This is a genomic window from Bacillus sp. AFS098217 (assembly GCF_002551815.1).
Taxonomy (GTDB): domain Bacteria; phylum Bacillota; class Bacilli; order Bacillales; family Bacillaceae_G; genus Bacillus_A.
On record NZ_NVPR01000060.1, the window covers coordinates 40,534 to 59,941 of the forward strand.

The window sequence follows — 19,408 nt, forward strand, 5'->3', positions numbered from 1 at the left end:
AGTTTCTTAAAAAATACGATGTTTTTAAAGCTTGTTTCGTCCTGTTTTACAGGTTCTTTTTTATTTATATATATCTATTTTATTTTCCAGAATATAAGTCGCGGCTATGAAGAACAAAATGTGCCCTCCACTCGTTTGCTCTTTCTGTTCTTACTTCGCATGTGGCAGAAATAGGCACTGACCGCTTCTATGCATGGCCAGATCCTCTCTCCCACCTAAAAAGAGGATTTTTTGTCGGTTTTTTAATTGATGTATATATAGTACGTAAAAAAAAGAGGGTGCCCTCTAAAAGCTCGATTTACTCTCACTTTTACGACACTCTCTTGTTTTTAAATCTTGGATAATATATTTTGATGCCTTTGAAATTTGCAGGCGCAGTTCATTTACTCGTTGTCCTAATCCATACTGCACATTTTCTGTTTGCTGAAGTTGTTTGATTGCCATATTGTATAGCGTTTCAGCGGTCCAATCCCCATCTACATTCCCTATGATCGGCTGATTCACCTGTTGTAAGAAGGAATCAATCTTTGGATCATATGAAATGCCGATCATTGGTGTGTTTGCAACAGCGGATAAAATAAGGGCGTGAAGACGCATCCCTATTAGAAGAGAACACTCTGACAAAATAGATATTTTCTCATAAATATCCATCTGGTACGGGAGCATATGTGCTTCTTCTCCCATTAGATTGATAATGTCTCTCGATGCACTTTGGTCAAAGGGACCATGCATAGGCACAAAGAGAATGTGATACCCTTCTCTCTTCAGCTTTTTTAATGTTTCAGCCAACTTTCTTAAGTAATCTTCTTTTGCATCCCAATACCGAACACTAACAGCAATTACTTTTCCTTGCACAGAATGTTTTTGTAACCAATTTGTTGTTCCTTCAGGCTGACACGCTAGTACTGGATCTGGAACAAGTTCAATGTCTTTTTTTATACCAATTTCTTTTAAGTATAAAAAAGAATCTTCATCACGAACTGATACATATTCTGCTTTCGATACATGCCACTTCACCAATAGACGATTTTGTCTCTTTGTAATCGGGCCAATCCCTTGTGCATAAATGTAATATGGCTTCTTCAAAAAACGTGCCAGGCGCATAATGCCAGTATAGTATAAAATACTTTTAATGCTTGTCTTATCTTGCAAGAGGCTGCCACCGCCGCTAATTAAACCATCACTTTTTTTTATCTCTCGATAAATTGCTTTTATATCCCATCGATTTACTGCTTCTACACCGTACATTTTCCTCGTATAATCAGGGTCATTTGAAAGTACAACAAGTTCAAGAGTTGGTTCCTCTTCATGCAACGCTTTAATAATTGAATGCAAAATCGCTTCGTCCCCAACATTATAAAAACCATAGTATCCTGATAAAACTAACCGCACTCTTAATCTCCTCCAACATTCCGCAATCAACTCTTTTTATACTTGAACAAATTGCCATCAACTCCTCATCTGAAAAGGTTTGATAACGTAAGATTATTTTCTCGCTCAAACTATAGAAATCCATTTTCATTTTTCGACATCTAAAACCCTGCATGCGGCAGAAAAAGGCTCTGACCGCTTCTATGTATGGCCAGATCCTCTCGCCCACCTAAAAAGAGGCGGTTTATGTCATTTTTTAATTTGATGTATATATATATCATTTACGCCAAAATGGGATTTGTTCTTTCGTTATCCATCTTAATTTCAATGCACAAATTACATATAACAATGAAACAGCACTCATTGCTAGGGCGCTAAATAACAATGCAACTAATCGTGAAGTTGTTACATTTACTATAGTAGATACCTCATATATCCCTGCTCCAAGGATACAAGATATAATAATTACAGATAAAAATTCCTTCATTTCAATTGAATAAGCAAGGTATTTTCGTATATAGATATAATTTACAATACAGATTACCATATATGTGACAAATGTACTATACGCCGCTCCATCTATTCCAAACTTTCCAACAAACGCTATATTTAATACTACTTTCATACAGCTTGCCCCAATAACAATCCATGCGGCTTGCATCGAGCGGTTGATTCCTTGCAAAATTCCTGTTGATAATACCATAAATGATGTGAAATACGAACTACCAATCATGATAGCTAACATGCCGCTTCCTTTTGCATCTGTAAACAAGCCAATATTTAATGGAACTGTTAATGCAATCAGCCATATTGTCAGCGGCGCAGTAATAACATGTGCGAATTGATTTGTACGCTGCACAGTCATCTTCGCTAGCTCAGCATCCTTTTTTGCTAAAGCTGATGTTAATAACGGAATGAGCGGAAATACGATTGCACTTGCAAAGACGACAATTAGTTGCATAAATGCAAACCCGCGGCTATATATACCAAATTGCGCTTGCATTGTGATTGATGATTCATCTAACACATGCGGAATTGTTATAGAATCAATTAAATTTAAAAGAGGCATGGATAATGCACCAATCGCAATTGGAATCGATACGCGCAGTATCTTTTTCCCATCCCTCTTGAAGTCTTGAAATGAGTATGCTTTTGTCTTGTAACGATACGAACTTTTCACATATGTCCATCTTAAATAAAAGAGTGAAGAAAGAACACCTAGAAATGAGCCAACCATCGCTCCGCCCGTTATAACACTGCTGCTTTCCTTCATCATGACAAGTGCATAAGCGATTGTTAACATGAAAATCACGCGAACAAATTGCTCAATCACTTGTGATGAACCGGTTGGTACCATATCACCAAACCCTTGAAAGTACCCGCGATATACCGCCATATATGGTGCAAGTAAAAGCGCAAATGATGTAATCACTAATGAAAGCCTAGTCTCTTGTCCTCCAAGCATTTCTGCGATTTGATTAGACCATAGGATGATAATGCTAAACCCTAACGTTCCACATACAATACCTATAATAGAAGCGGACGTAAATAATTTAGCGATTCCTTCTTGATCATTTTTTTCGTGCAGCTCTGCAACCAATTTTGAGATTGCCAGGGGAACCCCTGCTACTGATAACGTTAAAGCTATCATATACACCGGAAAAACGAGGCGAAAAATTCCAAGAACCTCATCTCCTGCAATATTTTGTAACGGTATTTGAAAGAAACTTCCAAGCAGCTTCGATAAAAAGGTTGTAATTGTTAAAATGGCTGCTCCTTTTACGAACTTTTTATTCATTTTCCTTCTCTTTTCTTTCTATATATATTCCCAATCCATGCAGCTTCATCACAACATACCCTATATATACAAGATGATAATCCTAAAGTACCACATGGTTTTTTCTTATAAGTTAGGAAGTAAAATTTACACTATTTTCGTTCCAATCGAACAAAGATAACTACCTATAAAGAACCTTATTGACGTATTCTTCCGTCATCAGGAATAAAGTCTTTTCATAAATAGAAGTTTCACTCTACCTCATTAAGTTATCATAACAAATTTCTCATATGTTGAATACTCTCTTTCTTTTTTTCCATTTAAAAAATCCAAATGACATAACCAGTGCAACATAGTGTTATATTTTGGAATCTATATTTTTGTCCATTTTTCAACATATCAGTTGTTGGAAAACTTCTATACATGGCCAGATGCTCTTCCCCCTCTAAAAAGAACGGTTTTTTTATGCCGGTCTTTCAACTTGTATTTATATACTGTTCCCTTCTCGACATGTGCTATAATGAAGCTATTGTTGTTAGTAAGAGGAGTGTTACAAAGCATGCTAAAGTCAGTAAAAAAGCTATTAGGCGATTCGCAACATCGGAAAATAAAAAAATATGAACAACTTGTCGATGAGATTAATAAATTAGAAAAACAAATTGAATCATTGTCAGATGAAGAGCTGCGTCAAAAAACCACTGCATTTAAGGATATGCTCAAAAGTGGAAAAACAGTTGACGATATAAAAGTAGAAGCATTTGCTGTTGTTCGTGAAGCTGCAAAACGTGTACTAGGATTACGTCACTACGATGTACAGTTAATGGCAGGACTTGTATTATTAGAAGGAAATATCGCTGAAATGCCAACTGGGGAAGGAAAAACACTCGTATCTTCCTTACCAACCTACGTTCGTGCCTTAGAAGGAAAAGGCGTACACGTTATTACAGTCAACGACTATTTAGCAAAACGTGATAAAGAATTAATCGGTCAGGTTCATGAATTTCTCGGCCTACAAGTTGGATTAAATATCCCTAAAATTGAACCGGATGAAAAAAAACGCGCCTATGAAGCTGATATTACATACGGCATAGGAACAGAATTCGGATTCGATTATCTTCGCGATAATATGGAAACTTCATCATCAAGTCAGGTGCAACGCCCGTACCATTTTGCAATTATTGATGAAATTGATAGCGTCTTAATTGATGAAGCGAAAACGCCTCTCATTATTGCCGGCAAAAAATCGAGCAGTTCTGAATTACATTATTTATGTGCCAAAGTTATTAAATCCTTTCAAGACACACTTCATTATACATATGATGCTGAAACAAAATCGTCCAGTTTCACAGAGGAAGGGATTACAAAAATTGAAGATTTGTTTGACATCGAGAACTTATATGAACTTGAACATCAAACATTGTATCATTATATGATTCAAGCATTGCGTGCACATGTTACATTCCAACGGGACGTTGACTATATCGTACACGATGACAAAATTATGCTTGTTGACATTTTCACTGGGCGTGTTATGGATGGACGCTCTTTAAGTGATGGTTTACATCAAGCAATTGAAGCAAAAGAAGGCATAAAAATTACAGAAGAAAACCAAACACAAGCATCCATTACGATCCAAAACTTTTTCCGTATGTACCCTGCATTATCTGGAATGACTGGTACAGCAAAAACAGAGGAAAAAGAATTTAATCGTGTATATAATATGGAAGTTATTCCAGTTCCAACGAACCGTCCGGTTATTCGTGAAGATAAAAAAGACTCGGTGTACATGACAGCTGATAGTAAATATAAAGCTGTACGTGAAGAGGTTACAAAGAGTCATAAAAAAGGACAGCCGGTATTAATTGGAACGATGTCCATCTTGCAATCTGAAATGGTCGCTCGTTATTTAGATGAAGCAAACATACCTTATCAATTATTAAATGCGAAGAGTGCTGAACAAGAAGCAGACTTGATTGCAACAGCTGGACAAAAAGGACAGATCACAATTGCTACAAACATGGCAGGACGCGGAACGGATATTTTGTTAGGTGAAGGTGTTCACGAACTTGGCGGATTACATGTAATTGGTACAGAACGTCATGAATCACGCCGCGTTGATAATCAGTTAAAAGGAAGAGCTGGTCGCCAAGGTGATCCTGGTAGTTCCCAATTTTTCCTTTCATTAGAAGACGATTTAATCCAGCGCTTTGCACAGGAAGAAATAGAAAAACTAAAAAAATCATTAAAGGCAGACGATACCGGACTCATCCTTACACCAAAAGTCCATGATTTTATAAATCGTACACAATTAATTTGTGAAGGCAGCCACTTCGCTATTCGTGAATACAATTTAAAATTAGATGATGTTATTAATGATCAACGTAATGTCGTCTATAAACTTCGTAATCATTTCTTAAACGAAGAGACAAATATGATAGAAATCGTAACACCGATGGTCGAGCATACAATCGATGCTATCGCAAAGAACTACCTTCTAGAAGGTATGGTGCCAGAAGAATGGGATTTCGATGCTTTAACAAACGAATTACAGGCTGTTATGGCAACAGCAGAGCTGCCGCTATTATCAGCAAACACGATTAACTCGATTGAAGAGTTACATAGTGTATTAGGAGATTCACTTGCGAGTCACCTTGATAAAATACAAGCACTTGATGGTCACACAGAATTTGAGCAAGCACTGCGTCAAGTTGGATTACATTTTCTTGATCAAAACTGGATGAACCATTTAGAAGCGATGAATCATTTAAAAGAAGGAATTGGTCTAAGACAATACCAGCAAGAAGATCCAACACGTATTTATCAAAAAGAAGGTCTCGATATTTTCTTATACACATATGGCAATTTTGAAAAAGAAATGTGTTTATATATTGCACGGCATTTAACCGCTTCGCAAAACACATATTGAGGTGAATTTTTATGTTATCATTCTTAAAAAGAGCAAATAAAAAAGGAAAAGATACAACCGTTTCTAGTCATCAATTATTAGGACAAGAAGAAACTGCTTCTCAAAATAAAAACGTAAAACCTACGTTATATTTTCACCCTACTTGGGGAGAAGTTGCACAAGAACAAAAGTATATTTATCAATTCTTACATAAAGAGTTACCACAGTTACAAGAAAGTCAAATTTCTTTATCTGGAATTGAAATAGAGAAACAAGACAATGCATACAATGTAATCGCCTTTATTCGCAACAGTGTCTCAGAACCTATTCATCTAGAAAAATTCACATTACTTCTATTAAATAAAGAGGAGCAATTATGCGCACGTAAAACATTCGATTTTTCTGTATTAGGCAATATTCCTTCAAATGTAAATATGCCATGGGTATTTACATTTGAACAAGAGACAATGACAACTGCGGCTCTCTCCCAAACTGACTGGGAACTCGCATTTGAACTAGAAACGCCGCATCGCTTAGATTTGGATCCTACATGGGAATCACAATTACCTGCAGAAAGTAAAGAAGCACTACAGAAATTAGTAGCGGACTTAGCACCTCTTAAAGAAGATGAAATTAACTTTTTAGGAATACAGGCGAAGCAAGCTGAAAATGGTGATCTTCATACAACCATTTTAATTCGTAACGGATGTAAGCAAACGATTCAGCTTGAACAGCTCCCGCTACAAATTGTTGATGCTTCAAAACAATTTGTTGCAAATGGGACATTTACATTGCCAGACCTTGAAATAAAGGCAAACACAACTAAACCGTGGACTTTCATTTTCCCTGCCTCATTAGTAACGCAAACAGATATGGATCTATCTACTTGGAGAGCAGTCGTACCACAAGATTAATGAAACAAGGCATGCTAGGAATCTCGTATTTCCTAGCATGCCTTTTATTAAGTGAAGCTTCTATCACCAATCGGGCTTTTACGGGTTCGAAAATTTCATAAAAAAAACGCTATTCTTTCCTATTTTTACCGAAAGAATAGCGTTTTTTTATGTTCTATATACATCCATTTTGATTTTCCAGCATATAAGTCGCGGCTATGAAGAACAAAAAGTGACCGCTACTTGTTTGCTCTCTTTGTTTTCACTTGGTATGGGGCAGGAAAAGGATCTGACCGCTTCTATACATGGCCGGATGCTCTCTCCCACCTAAAAAGAAAGGTTTTATGTCGATTTTTCAATGTGTACTTATATAGCTACAAAATTATAAATTTTATAATTTAGCTCTTGATAATATACGAGTAGTTACCATGCTTATCAAGCTCATAGTTTGAGAATTCAGTTCACTTTTTTTCATTTTGGGAACATCCTGTTCTGTTAGCTTGATGGGCCTCCCCTATTATTGTACACGTGCTCGTACACTTCATTTTCTTATAGTAATTTTCCATCGCGAAGTGTTAAAATTCGATCACATACATCAAGCATTTTTTCATCGTGTGTAATCATAATCGCAGCTTTTTTATTTTTCTTCACTTCTTGTTTCATTAATTCAACGACTTCTCTTGCACGTTTTGAATCAAGACTAGCAGTAGGTTCATCAGCTAAGATTAAATCTGGGTTATTCATGAACGCACGAGCAATCGCTACACGTTGTTTTTCTCCGCCTGAAAGTTGATTTGGATAATGATTGATCCGATGTGCTAATCCAAATGTTTTCAGTAATTGTTCTGCAAACTTGCTCGCTTCTTTTTTATCTTCTCCCTTTAACTTAGCGATATACAGAAGTTGTTCTTTCACCGTTAAGAAAGGTACGAGGTTTGCGAATTGGAATATAAATCCGATTTTTCTTAAGCGAATATCTGTCATCTCTTTTTCTGGTAATTTTGTTATGTTTTGATCAGAAATATAAATGTTGCCTTTTGAAGGAGAGAGCAATGCACCTGCAATGGAAAGCAATGTACTTTTTCCTGAACCAGATGGACCAACAATGCCAACGAATTCTCCTTCTTTTACGTCCAATGTAATTGGGTGTAAAGCTGTTACTTCTATATCTCCTTCTCCATATATCTTACTTACTTGATCAAGCTTTAATAATGATGATGTATTCGTTACCATTACATGCCACCTCCAATTGCTTCTAATGCATCTACTTTCAATACATGATATAGAGAGAACAATGTACCTAGTATACTAATCACAATAAAAATACCTGAAAATTTCGCGATTGTTGTTGCTGTTAATAAAAACGGCATACTAGCTGGCAAAACAGTCTGTACTGCAAGGACTAGACCGATGCCGATTACAAGGGCAATACCAGATACAAATACAGCTTGTATAACTAAAGCTTTTACTAAATATGAATTTTTTGTTCCGATTGCTTTTAATACACCTAGTTGGTGTGTTTTTTGTAATGTAATGACATAGAAAAAAACGCCAATTAATAATGCTGCAATAACAATTAAAAACGAAACAATCATCGTTAATGTCCTTTGTTGTTCTTTATGGCCTGGAATACTTTGCAATACTTCTTTTTTATCCACAACTTTTGCATTCTTAATTTCTTTATCCGTATTTAAAGCGATTACACTATAATCTTTTTGATGTGGCTGTGCAATGCTACCCCATACATCTTCATTCATGTAAACAACAGGTGTATGACTAAACATTTGATTTTCTGTAAATCCGACAACTTTGAACACTTTTTTGGAAATAGGGTCTACAAGTTCGTCTTCAAGATTTACTCCTTTTTCTTTAATAGATTCATCCACAACGATTTCATTGTTTTCTAAAGAGTTATTTTTCCCTTCAATTACTTTTGGAGCAATAAATGAATCTGGTTTACTTGAAAAAATAGTAACATCAACTTTTTTTGAACTTCCTTCTTTTTCAAATGTTGAAACTTTAATATGCATTGGAACTGCATCTTTTTCATCAACCTGTACCAATACATTATCAACATCTGCTTTTTTAATTTGAGAACGCAACAATTTACCCTCAGCATCATCTGATAATATAAATTTTCCTGCCTTCATTTCAATAATAGAAGAAGCACTGTCATGAGATAAACCATTTGCTAAACCTGATATCATAAGTACAAGAAATGATAATAATATCATAATGGTACCAATTAATCCGTATCGTAATTTCGATTGTTTTAATTCTTTAAGTGCTAAAAACATTAGGTTCGTTCCTCCTTGTTTCCCATCCCACTATGTTCTTTTCATAAAGAGGGCGCCGAAATATATAGGAACAAAAAAATAGCCCACGATCCAGCGCGAATTTGGTGGGAATTTGATATATTAAAGTTCGTTCCTTTACATATGATGTTCTTTTGAAAACGCGATAATCATGCTGAAACCTAAAAAGATAAAAAAATTGAACAATCATTAGCAGGATTATAATCTTTTTATCATATCCTCCTTTATTTTTATTATAAAAAACACATATAACTAAAACGTCATATAATTATACTATCGATTTATTAAAACCTTTACAAGCGATATAATAACATTGAAACAAATTATGCATAATATAAAACGAAGTGAATTTTTTAGGTATTCTTTATCCTCTATTGCTCTTTTTTCTTTGAATCTTGAGGTTGGGAGCGTTCCCTCAAATTAAAACCGTATAATCAACAATATTGTATGAACTTTAAGATTACTGTAGAAATGAATAAAAAGAGCCTGCCCAAAAATAAAGTACATTATTTTTGAGGCAGGCTCTTTTATTATAAAAGGAATGTAGTTTCACTAATCCCACTAATATATATTGTTCATACGATACAAATTCGGCTCAAATCTATTTTACTAATAAACAATCAATATGATATTGAGCTTCTAATTTACACAGGTCATCTATTTGTTTTACTTTGTTCTTCTTTAATATTTCTAGTTGTTCTTCTGTCGGCTCTTCATTAATGATTTCATTAATTTTCTCATTTACTTTCGTTGCTAACGCTTGATGGAAATCTGGATGTTCTTTTAGTTCACCATCTACTTTATTAATCCAAGTCGATTTTGTGTATAAGTATTGTTTCCACTGTTCAACAAATTGTTGCATATCAAATTTTTCTTCGTTCCACTCAATCTCTTTCATATACTTTTCAAAAGAAGCAACAATTGAGCGCGTAATCCCAATTTTCACACCGTGTGGTAACTGTTTGTACATCAAATATTCCCTCCAGCTTAAAGCTCTTCCTTCCGAATAGAAAAGGAATCGTAAATTCGTATACTCTTTTATGATAGCACATTGCTAGTCTAAGATGTTACTATACTGCCTACAAAATCAATTGTCAACTTACATAAGCAATCATAATATAGTAATATCTCTATCCTATTGAAGGCCATACTAAAGGCTACACTTCTTGCTTTATTTATATAAATCTATTTTAATTTTTTGACATCTAAATCCCTGTTACGCATAATAAAACGTAACCTACACTCGTTTGCTCNNTGCTCTTTCTGTTTTTACTTCGCATGTGGAAGAAAAAGGTCCTGACCGCTTCTATGCATGGCCAGATCCTCTCTCCCATCTAAAAAGAGGAGTTTTATGTCGTTTTTTTAATTAATGTATATATAGAAAGATAAAGTAACTATCTTCACCCTTGTAAATTTGTTTATTTTTCCCATTTATATAATACTATTATACTATATTCTACTGTGCTTGCACCATGTGTAATTTTTTCCTTTGCTCATCACTTGCCATCGTGAGCAGCGTCTTTTCAATGCGGGGCTGTATATGCTCAAGTGTTATACTCGCTCCTGCTTTCTCTGTCTGATCAACAAAGTTTAATAGTGCCATCGCTCCAGATGCATCTATATAGTGCACATCCTTTAGACGTAACGTCATATGAGCCTTCACCTCTTGTAAAGAAGAAAAAATATGATCCGCCGATAAGAAAGAAAGCGGTCCTCGAATCCTATATGTCGCTTCTTCTCCTTCTTCTTTGACAATACACGCTTTTCGCTCTTTACACTGCACTATATATATAATGAAGGAAAGGATTATACCAAATGCAACAGCAATCATTAAATCAAACTTCACCGTAACAATCATTGTTACTAACATCACGATCGCATCACCTTTTGGTGCTACATGTATTTTCTTCATACTATCCCAATCAAACATTCCGATGCCTGTTAAAATTAAAATACCTGATAATACTGCAAGGGGAATATATTGTACCACTGCACCGAGTCCCATAATGAAAATAAATAAAATCACGCTATGCACGCAAGCAGATAACGCTGTTTTCCCGCCGCTTCTTATATTCACAATCGATCTCACCGTTGCACCCGCACCTGCTAATCCTCCAAATAACCCGCTCACGATATTACCAATTCCCTGTCCAATCAACTCTTTATTACTTTTATGGCGCATACCTGTTACATTATCCATCACAACGGATGTTAATAATGAGTCAATTGATCCTAATAACGCAATACTAATTGCCGGCAAAATCATTTCCAGTACGACCGAGCCACTAAAAGATGTTAAATGAAGTGACGGCATTGCTTCTGGAATTGCTCCAATCTTTTCAATGACTTTATTTAAAGGAATCGTTCCTACAAAAGGTAACTGCACCGTAAGCCCTTCTAATACATGTGCAAATAATGGCAATGTTGCTGTAACGCCTACTAATGCAATCAGGCTTGCTGGGATCGCTTTAATCCACTTTCCTGCAAGGATCATCACAAGGATCGTTAACAAAACAAGTAAAAAGCTATTCTTTACATGCTTCATTTCACCTAAAATAATCAAAAGCGCAATTCCATTCATAAATCCTGAAACGACAGAATATGGAATATAACGAATATACGAACCGAGCTTACATACACCAAATAAAATTTGAAATATCCCGGCCATCATGAACGCGATAAAACTCGCTTCCAATCCGTGAGTGGCAATAATCCCTGTCGCAATAACCGTAATTGGGCCTGTGGGACCTGTTACTTGTCCTGCTGTACCACCAAATAGTGCTGCAAATAATCCAGCAAAAATGGCGCCGTACAATCCGACTAACGCCCCTTCAGACGTTCCTGTCGCTGCAATCCCAAATGCAATCGCGAGCGGCAGCGCAACAATCGCAACTGTAAATCCCGCTAAACATTCTTTTGCTATTTTTTGAATCATAAAAAATCACCTCTGTATAATGTCCACGCTCCATTGTACCTTGTAAAAGATTCATTCGTCAGGGACTTTCATCAGAAATTCTTTACAGTCTCGTGAAGTAACCGCCTTCATCTTTCACTCCCTCCTCTTTTACATAAATCCATTTTCATTTTCCGACATCTAACCCCCTGCTATGAGGAACAAAAAGTAACCTACACTCGTTTTCTCTTTCTGTTTTCTCTTTCTGTTTTCACTTCGCATGTAGCAGAAACAGGCCCTGATCGCTTCTATGCATGAATAGATCCTCTCTCCCACCTAAAAAAGAGGGGTTTTATGTCGTTTTTTAATTGATCTATATATAGAAGATACATGACACCTCTCTCTTTCTATCTTTGGAAATTTTTCGACATCTAAATCCCTGCTATGCAGAATAAACAGTAACCTACACCCGTTTTCTCTTTCTGTTTTTACTTCGCATGTGGCAGAAATAGGCACTGACCGCTTCTATGCATGGCCAGATGCTCTCTCCCACCTAAAAAGCGGGGTTTTATGTCGTTTTTTAACTGATGTATATATATAGAAGATACATGACACCTCTCTCTTTCTATCTTTGGAAATACAAGCGACTGTGCTATAATGAACGGATTAAATCTTTTACTATATACTTGGAGGAACTATGCTAACTTTTGAAGAAAAATTATCGATTATTGAATCTTTCCCTCAATTAGAAAGAAAGAATGTATCTTTAAAACGTGTAAACTTTCACTTTGAAGAAAGTCGCTTAGACAAAAAGAATGTGGTGTATCATTTACACCCAAATGGAAACGGATTTGTATATGCTAGTGGTATTAACGGATATAAAACAGACGATAAAGGCATGGTTAACATCCGTGAATTTTCAGCAGACGAACTACGTTCATTAATCCAAAAATCAATTGAACTTCTATCTCAGGAACAAGAAGAAGTAGTTGCACAAATTGCACCTGCTAAAGAAGAAGAATGGCATAATGAAGACGGCCATATTCTCACTCTTATCCAAGAAGATGATATGTGGAACGTATATGCTGGAGTAAACTTAGACGGTACATTTAACTCTTACCCAGAAGCTGCAGAATACCTTGATGAAGAAGGTTTCTCACGCAAATAAAAAAATGCCTTTCCGATATGGAAAGGCATTTTTTTATTTTGTAACACCTTTTAATGATTCTCTCAGTACAAACTTTTGCAGTTTTCCACTTGCATTACGCGGAAGCTCATCTGCAAATACGTAGTGGCGCGGGCGTTTATAGTCAGCTAATTCATCACTTTCTTTGCAATATGTTTCTAAGTCAGCTTCCGTAATACTTTCATCTTTTTTAACAACGACCGCTACAACCCGTTCTCCCCATAATTCATCTGGTTCACCAAGTACAGCAACATCTAATATACCGGGATGACTATGCAAGAAATCTTCAATTTCACGCGGATAAATATTTACCCCGCCGCTTATAACCATATCGTCAACGCGATCTGCTACAAATAAATAGCCATCTTTATCGAAATAACCTAAATCACCCGAATGATACCACCCTTTATACATAGACTTTGCTGTCGCTTCTTCACGATTATGATATCCTGCCATCATAGTTGGTCCACGTGAAATAATTTCTCCTACTTCATATGGCGGCAGTACATCATCTGGTTCTGCCGGTCCCTCTTCATTTGGTTTTACAATACGAATTTCATGACTAAAGCAAGGCGTTCCTGCTGAACCAGCTTTCGTAATTTGATCTTCTTCTACTAAGAATGCGATAACTGGACCCATTTCTGTCATTCCATAAATTTGGACAAGATCGATATGCAGGCGCTCTTTACATTCTTTCACAAGTGCTGGTGCCATCGGAGCTCCGCCATATACGCCAACTTTCATCGACTGTAATTCATATTGTGATAAATCGTCTTGTAACAGCATATTCCACATCGTCGGCGCAGCGAAGAATGTTGTAACCTTTTCCTTTTGAATTGTATGTAACACCGTCTTTGTATCAAATTGATGTAAAATAATGTTTTTCCCGCCAACTTGAATACGTGGTATAATCCCAGCATTTAATTCCCCGCAATGATATAACGGTGCCACAACAAGTCCAATACTATCCCGGTTATATTTCAAGAAATACGTACAAATCATACTATGTTCAGCCATGTCGCGATGACGGTGCATCACCCCTTTTGGCTGACCCGTTGTGCCGCTTGTATACAGCATCGAACAATAATCTGTTTCCTCAACAACAATATCCACAGCCTCAGGTGAAGCTCCATTTACTTTTTCATGATAAGAAGCAGCGTAGGAAGGTGCATCATCTTCTATGTACCAAAAAGAACTGTTTGGGAAATCTCGTTCAATAGCTGCAATTGTCGGTTCAACAGCCTTTTCAAAGACAACGACTTTTGAGGATGCGTCTTGGAGGATGTAAGCTACTTCTTTTGCTTTTAGGCGGAAATTAATCGGATTGAATATTGCGCCAATCTTTGCACAAGCTAGGTAAACGTTCACAAATTCACGGCAATTGTATAAATAAACCGATACACAATCCCCTTTTTTCACGCCTTCCGCTAACAGGGCATGTGCCGTTTTATTCACCTGTTCATCCCACTCTTTATATGTCCAGCGAATATTCTTTTCTGGTTCCACTAACGCTTCTTTATTCGGATACTTGCCAACTGCTAATTCAAAAATTCTCCCAATCGTCATATACATGTCAAAATCTGCCCCCTTTTCACTTTCATAAATCTATCATTTCGTGCATAAGTTGACATTTCCCTCTACATTTTTACCTTCTTTTTCTGATCATTCTCGACACGATTTTACAAACACAAAAAAAGACTGACACATAAAGACCCACAATATGTGGACCTTTAAGCCAGCCTCTTCCCCCCGCTATTTGCGGACAGTAACACCTCCACTGATGGAGGTTTCACCTTATGAGAATAACTCTTCTAAAATTTTAAGCTTATCTTCTGTATATTTAATATAACCATCGTTATACGACTTTGGATCTTTCGGATTGGCAAAGTGCGTAATAGCTCCTGTTTGCGGATGAACAAATTTACTTGATGCACCGCAACCAAGTCCGATAATAGATTGTACTTCTTCCATAATTACAATATTATATATGCTCTCTTGAGATGGCATTGCATAACCGACATTTTCTAAGTTACCTAAAATATTCTTTTGACGGTATAAATAATATGGTACGTAATTATGATTCTTCGTCCACTCTTCTGCTTCATGCATCATCGCCGTAATCTCTTCGCGACCTGCCACTTTATATTTACGCTTATTTTGCGTCATTTCAGAAGCACGTTTAAATGATAATGTATGAACGGTTAATGATTCCGGCATTAACTTTTCTGTTTCATCTAACGTATGCTTAAATATTTCTAATCCTTCACCAGGAAGACCAATAATTAAATCCATATTAATATTGTTCATTCCCATTTCACGTGCTAAATGATACTTCTCAATCGTTTCTTCCACCGTATGATGGCGTCCAATTGCCTTTAGCGTTTCTTGATGGTATGACTGCGGGTTAATACTAATACGGTCAATATTCCATTTATTTAACACTTCTAGTTTTTCCGGTGTAATCGTATCCGGACGACCTGCCTCAACAGTTACTTCACGTACCTCTTTCACATCCGGGAACGACTCATACATCTCTTCATACAACATGTCCATCTCTTCTGCTGTAATACTTGTCGGTGTACCACCACCGTAATAAATCGTTGTAACTTTAACGCCTTTCTCTTTTAAGAACTTACCAATTTCACGAACTTCGTAGTGTAAGCCGCCTAAGAAAGAATCTACAGAACCTTGACGCCCATTGATTGCATAAGCTGGGAATGTGCAATATGCACATTTTGTTGGACAGAACGGGATACCGATATAAATACTTACTTCTTCTTTCAAACGATATAAGTCTGGAATAACTGCTAATTGGCAGTCAACAATGCGCTGCAGAAGTTCGATTTTTTCTTCATGAATTAAATAGCTTTCACGAAGTTCTTTATGCGCCTCTTCCTTTGACATACCATTTTGAAGCATTTTGTGCAGAAGCTTTGTTGGTCTTACCCCCGTTAAAATGCCCCAGCTCTGTTCAATTCCTGTTAACTGCTGAAGAACAGAGAGATACACATAAGAAACAACATGCTTTACTTGCTTCATACGTTCTTTTTCTTCTGTAAAGGAAGATAAATCTTTCGAGAACGTTTCTTCATATACATTTCCTGTTTGGGCGTCTGTTAAACGAGCTGACGCTGTCACATTTCCTTCTATCTGTATATCAACAATAAGGTTTGCTTCTTCTTTCTCAAATCCGATTGTACTTTCTTCAAAAAATAAGCCGCTAATATTTTGCAGCGGACGTAAAAAACGATCATCTTGTAATGTTTTAATTGAAATTAACAACAATTATCACCTTTTCATTTGTAAACTCTCTTTAGTTTACTTGAAGGGTGACTACAGGTCAATACAGAAGGTTTTACCTCATTTTCCTGAAAAAAAATTATAAAGCTTCTAAGTAAAAAACGGATATAAAAACCTCTTTCTTTTAGGTGGGAGAGAGCATCTGGCCTTGCGTAGAAGCGGTCATGGCCTGTTTCTGCCACATGCCATGGTTAAAACAGAATGAGCAAACGAGTCTAGGTTACTTTTTACTCTGCATCGCAGGGAGTTAGATGGCGAAAAATGAAAATGGATTTATATATCAATGCATTTTGAAAAACCGGCATAAAAACACTTTCTTTTAGGCGGGCGAGAGCATCTGGCCTTGCGTAGAAGCGGTCATGGCCTGTTTCTGCCACATGCCATGGTTAAAACAAAGGGAGAATGCGAGTGCAGGTCATGCTTTGTTCTACATAGCAGCAACTTATATGTTGAAAAATAAAAAAATACGAAACATAGCTACTAAGCCACATTTCGTATTTGTCTTGTTACCATTTAGGCGCCTGCTTATGATTTTTTAAAAATGGAAGTGGAAATTGTTTACGAAAATGTTCTTTAATCATATATTGTACTCCGTTTTCACTATTGGAGCGTGTAATCCAGTCTGCTGCTTGTTTTAATGGCAGCGGCGCATTTCCCATTGCCACCCCTAATCCAACATTTTCAATCACCTCTAGATCATCTAAACTATCTCCAATCGCTACCATTTCATTCAAATGTATTCCGAGGTGTTCTCCTAACAACTGTAACCCGCGTAATTTGGATACATGCAGTGGAAGGATTTCTATTCTTCTCGTATCACATTCTATATATTCTATGTCCGTAAATGCTTTCTGCAAAGTTTTAAGCGCACGTTCTTTTTCGCCTCTACTCTGAAAGACAATATCAATTTTTGGCGCTGCAACAGGTTGATCACGTAATATATCCCCTAATGAATCAACAAACTGAACAGGATAAAATAGTGGATCCGTACTTGTTAATACGGTACGCGCAATTAAGTTTGGTGTATTTCGTTCACGGTTGCCGATAGAGAAACGTTCGTGGGAAATACGAATATTACATTCAAAATGTTCTAGCACTTGCACAATATTAAATGTTTTTTCTTCTGATAATCGCTTTTGGACAAGCGGTTTATCTAATGATGCTGAAATAAAGGCACCGCTGTGCGTAACTAATAGAGAATCTAGTTTCAATGATTTTGCTATTTTATGAGCAGATTGAAAATTACGATTCGTAAACAGTGTCACATATACATCTTTTCGTTTTACAAAATCAATAGCTTCTCTTGTTCCTTTTGGTATTCTCCCATTATTCTGCAAAAGCGTTCCATCTATATTAAGAGCCAATAAGCGATAAATCATGTCGCATTCCTCCTCTTAGCTGCTTTACTCTATCCATAATTTATGAAATACATTTGTTAAATAGAACGAGTTCGAATCGCCGCTGTAAATTTGGTTTAATATATATATATCATCAGTAAAGGAGCTACCAATATGAAAGCACCTCCTTCTTTTTATGAAGGCGATACATTAGAAGTTGCGAAAAATTTACTTGGTCATAAACTTGTACATATAGTCGACGGGATAAAACGCAGCGGGTTCATTGTAGAAGTAGAAGCGTATAAAGGACCAGATGATAAAGCTGCACATAGTTATGGAGGAAGGCGCACAGATCGGACTGAAGTTATGTTTGGCGCACCAGGGCATGCTTATGTCTATCTCATTTACGGCATGTATCATTGTTTTAATGTCATTACTGCTCCAATTGGTATTCCCCAAGGAGTTCTCATCCGTGCATTAGAGCCCGCCGATGGGATCGAAGAAATGAAAATCGCACGTTATGATAAAGTCGACATTACAAAAGCACAATATAAAAATTTAACCAATGGACCAGGAAAACTATGCCGTGCCCTTGGCATCACTTTAGAAGAACGGGGATTATCATTACAAAGTAACGAATTATATATCGAATTAGTTCCAGAAGCAGAACATCTCTCTTCACAATATGAAATTGCAAAAGGGCCCCGCATCAATATCGATTATGCCGAAGAAGCTGTTCATTATCCTTGGCGTTTTTATTTTCAAAAACACCACTTTGTTTCTAAGTAAAAAGAAGCCGAATTGGCTTCTTTTTCACTATCATTCTTCAAATTATTTCTCGATAAAAAAAGACGCTTCCCTCATATTCAGGAAACGCCTTTCTCATTAAGCTTGTGTATATGTACTATATAATTCTTCAAGTGGCTTCATAATAATTTTGTTCACATCGCCAATTACAACGTTTAAGCGTTGTTCTGCTTCCATTAACTTTGTGATTTTTGGATTTTGTTGAATAAGCATTACTACTTCTTGTGCTTTTTTGTTATCTTCTTCTGTAATTTCTTGGCCTTGCATCATCTTTTGTTGTAAGCCAAGTTGCATTGTACGGAATTGATCAAATAATTGTTTTGAAGCCGCATCCGCTTGCACTTCCGCATAGCTTGCTTTTAACGCTTGGAAATCTGTATGTTCTGCAATTGCTTTTTGTAGTTCATATGCAACATCATGAATGTTTTTTGTCATTTTATTTTTCCTCCTTTAGCAGGCTAGCGTTTTTATTCACACTGACCCTTTTCAGTACCTGTTAGATACGCACATTCTTACAATATCAAACTATGCAAGAGATGTGAAGGAATTTCACTTTATTTATCAAAGTGAAAACCTCTCTTTTTTGGATGGATGAGAGCATCCAGCCTTGCATAGATGCGGTTA

The 19,408-nt window shown here is 36.5% G+C and carries 14 protein-coding genes; 4 read left to right on the forward strand and 10 right to left on the reverse strand.

Going from position 1 to position 19,408, the window contains the following annotated elements:
• Nucleotides 1-285 precede the first annotated feature (285 nt).
• Nucleotides 286-1,392 (reverse strand): polysaccharide pyruvyl transferase CsaB, encoded by a 1,107-nt coding sequence (gene csaB / locus COO03_RS16650; protein WP_097898229.1) that lies wholly within the window; start codon nucleotides 1,390-1,392, stop codon nucleotides 286-288.
• A gap of 256 nt (nucleotides 1,393-1,648) precedes the next feature.
• The gene (locus tag COO03_RS16655; protein ID WP_097898230.1) at nucleotides 1,649-3,169 is read right to left on the reverse strand and encodes a putative polysaccharide biosynthesis protein; all 1,521 of its coding nucleotides are present in this window, start codon (nucleotides 3,167-3,169) and stop codon (nucleotides 1,649-1,651) included.
• Nucleotides 3,170-3,707: 538 nt separating this feature from the next.
• Between COO03_RS16655 and secA2 the strand changes: the two genes are divergently transcribed.
• Entirely contained in the window at nucleotides 3,708-6,074 is a 2,367-nt protein-coding gene (gene secA2 / locus COO03_RS16660) for an accessory Sec system translocase SecA2 (RefSeq protein WP_097898231.1), read from the forward strand.
• A gap of 11 nt (nucleotides 6,075-6,085) precedes the next feature.
• Complete coding sequence (locus COO03_RS16665) at nucleotides 6,086-6,967, forward strand: accessory Sec system S-layer assembly protein (RefSeq protein WP_097898232.1); 882 nt, start codon at nucleotides 6,086-6,088, stop codon at nucleotides 6,965-6,967.
• A gap of 528 nt (nucleotides 6,968-7,495) precedes the next feature.
• Here the strand turns inward: COO03_RS16665 and COO03_RS16670 are convergent.
• The 4 genes from COO03_RS16670 to COO03_RS16690 form a co-directional block, all read right to left on the reverse strand.
• Complete coding sequence (locus COO03_RS16670; RefSeq protein ID WP_097898233.1) at nucleotides 7,496-8,179, reverse strand: ABC transporter ATP-binding protein; 684 nt, start codon at nucleotides 8,177-8,179, stop codon at nucleotides 7,496-7,498.
• A complete protein-coding gene (locus COO03_RS16675; RefSeq protein WP_097898234.1) occupies nucleotides 8,179-9,243 on the reverse strand; it encodes an ABC transporter permease in 1,065 nt (354 codons plus the stop codon). Before COO03_RS16675 ends, COO03_RS16670 begins: the two co-directional genes overlap by 1 nt.
• Nucleotides 9,244-9,862: 619 nt before the next feature.
• Nucleotides 9,863-10,231, reverse strand: a complete 369-nt coding sequence (locus COO03_RS16685) for a hypothetical protein (protein ID WP_141523167.1) — start codon at nucleotides 10,229-10,231, stop codon at nucleotides 9,863-9,865.
• A gap of 486 nt (nucleotides 10,232-10,717) precedes the next feature.
• Nucleotides 10,718-12,196, reverse strand: coding sequence for a SulP family inorganic anion transporter (locus tag COO03_RS16690; RefSeq protein ID WP_097898237.1), 1,479 nt, complete (start codon nucleotides 12,194-12,196; stop codon nucleotides 10,718-10,720).
• 655 nt (nucleotides 12,197-12,851) lie between these two features.
• Between COO03_RS16690 and COO03_RS16695 the strand changes: the two genes are divergently transcribed.
• Entirely contained in the window at nucleotides 12,852-13,322 is a 471-nt protein-coding gene (locus COO03_RS16695) for a hypothetical protein (RefSeq protein WP_097898238.1), read from the forward strand.
• Nucleotides 13,323-13,355: 33 nt separating this feature from the next.
• On the opposite strand, the gene COO03_RS16700 is transcribed toward COO03_RS16695, so the two are convergent.
• The 3 genes from COO03_RS16700 to COO03_RS16710 form a co-directional block, all read right to left on the reverse strand.
• Nucleotides 13,356-14,912: a fatty acid--CoA ligase gene (locus COO03_RS16700; RefSeq protein ID WP_097898239.1), complete on the reverse strand. Its 1,557-nt coding sequence runs from the start codon at nucleotides 14,910-14,912 to the stop codon at nucleotides 13,356-13,358.
• Nucleotides 14,913-15,134: 222 nt separating this feature from the next.
• Nucleotides 15,135-16,625 (reverse strand): coproporphyrinogen III oxidase, encoded by a 1,491-nt coding sequence (locus COO03_RS16705; protein ID WP_097898240.1) that lies wholly within the window; start codon nucleotides 16,623-16,625, stop codon nucleotides 15,135-15,137.
• A gap of 521 nt (nucleotides 16,626-17,146) precedes the next feature.
• Nucleotides 17,147-18,019, reverse strand: coding sequence for a Cof-type HAD-IIB family hydrolase (locus COO03_RS16710; RefSeq protein ID WP_097898241.1), 873 nt, complete (start codon nucleotides 18,017-18,019; stop codon nucleotides 17,147-17,149).
• A gap of 132 nt (nucleotides 18,020-18,151) precedes the next feature.
• On the opposite strand from COO03_RS16710, the gene COO03_RS16715 reads away from it, so the two are divergent.
• Nucleotides 18,152-18,766, forward strand: coding sequence for a DNA-3-methyladenine glycosylase (locus COO03_RS16715; RefSeq protein WP_097898242.1), 615 nt, complete (start codon nucleotides 18,152-18,154; stop codon nucleotides 18,764-18,766).
• 96 nt (nucleotides 18,767-18,862) lie between these two features.
• On the opposite strand, the gene COO03_RS16720 is transcribed toward COO03_RS16715, so the two are convergent.
• Complete coding sequence (locus COO03_RS16720) at nucleotides 18,863-19,219, reverse strand: YlbF/YmcA family competence regulator (protein WP_097898243.1); 357 nt, start codon at nucleotides 19,217-19,219, stop codon at nucleotides 18,863-18,865.
• Nucleotides 19,220-19,408 lie beyond the last annotated feature (189 nt).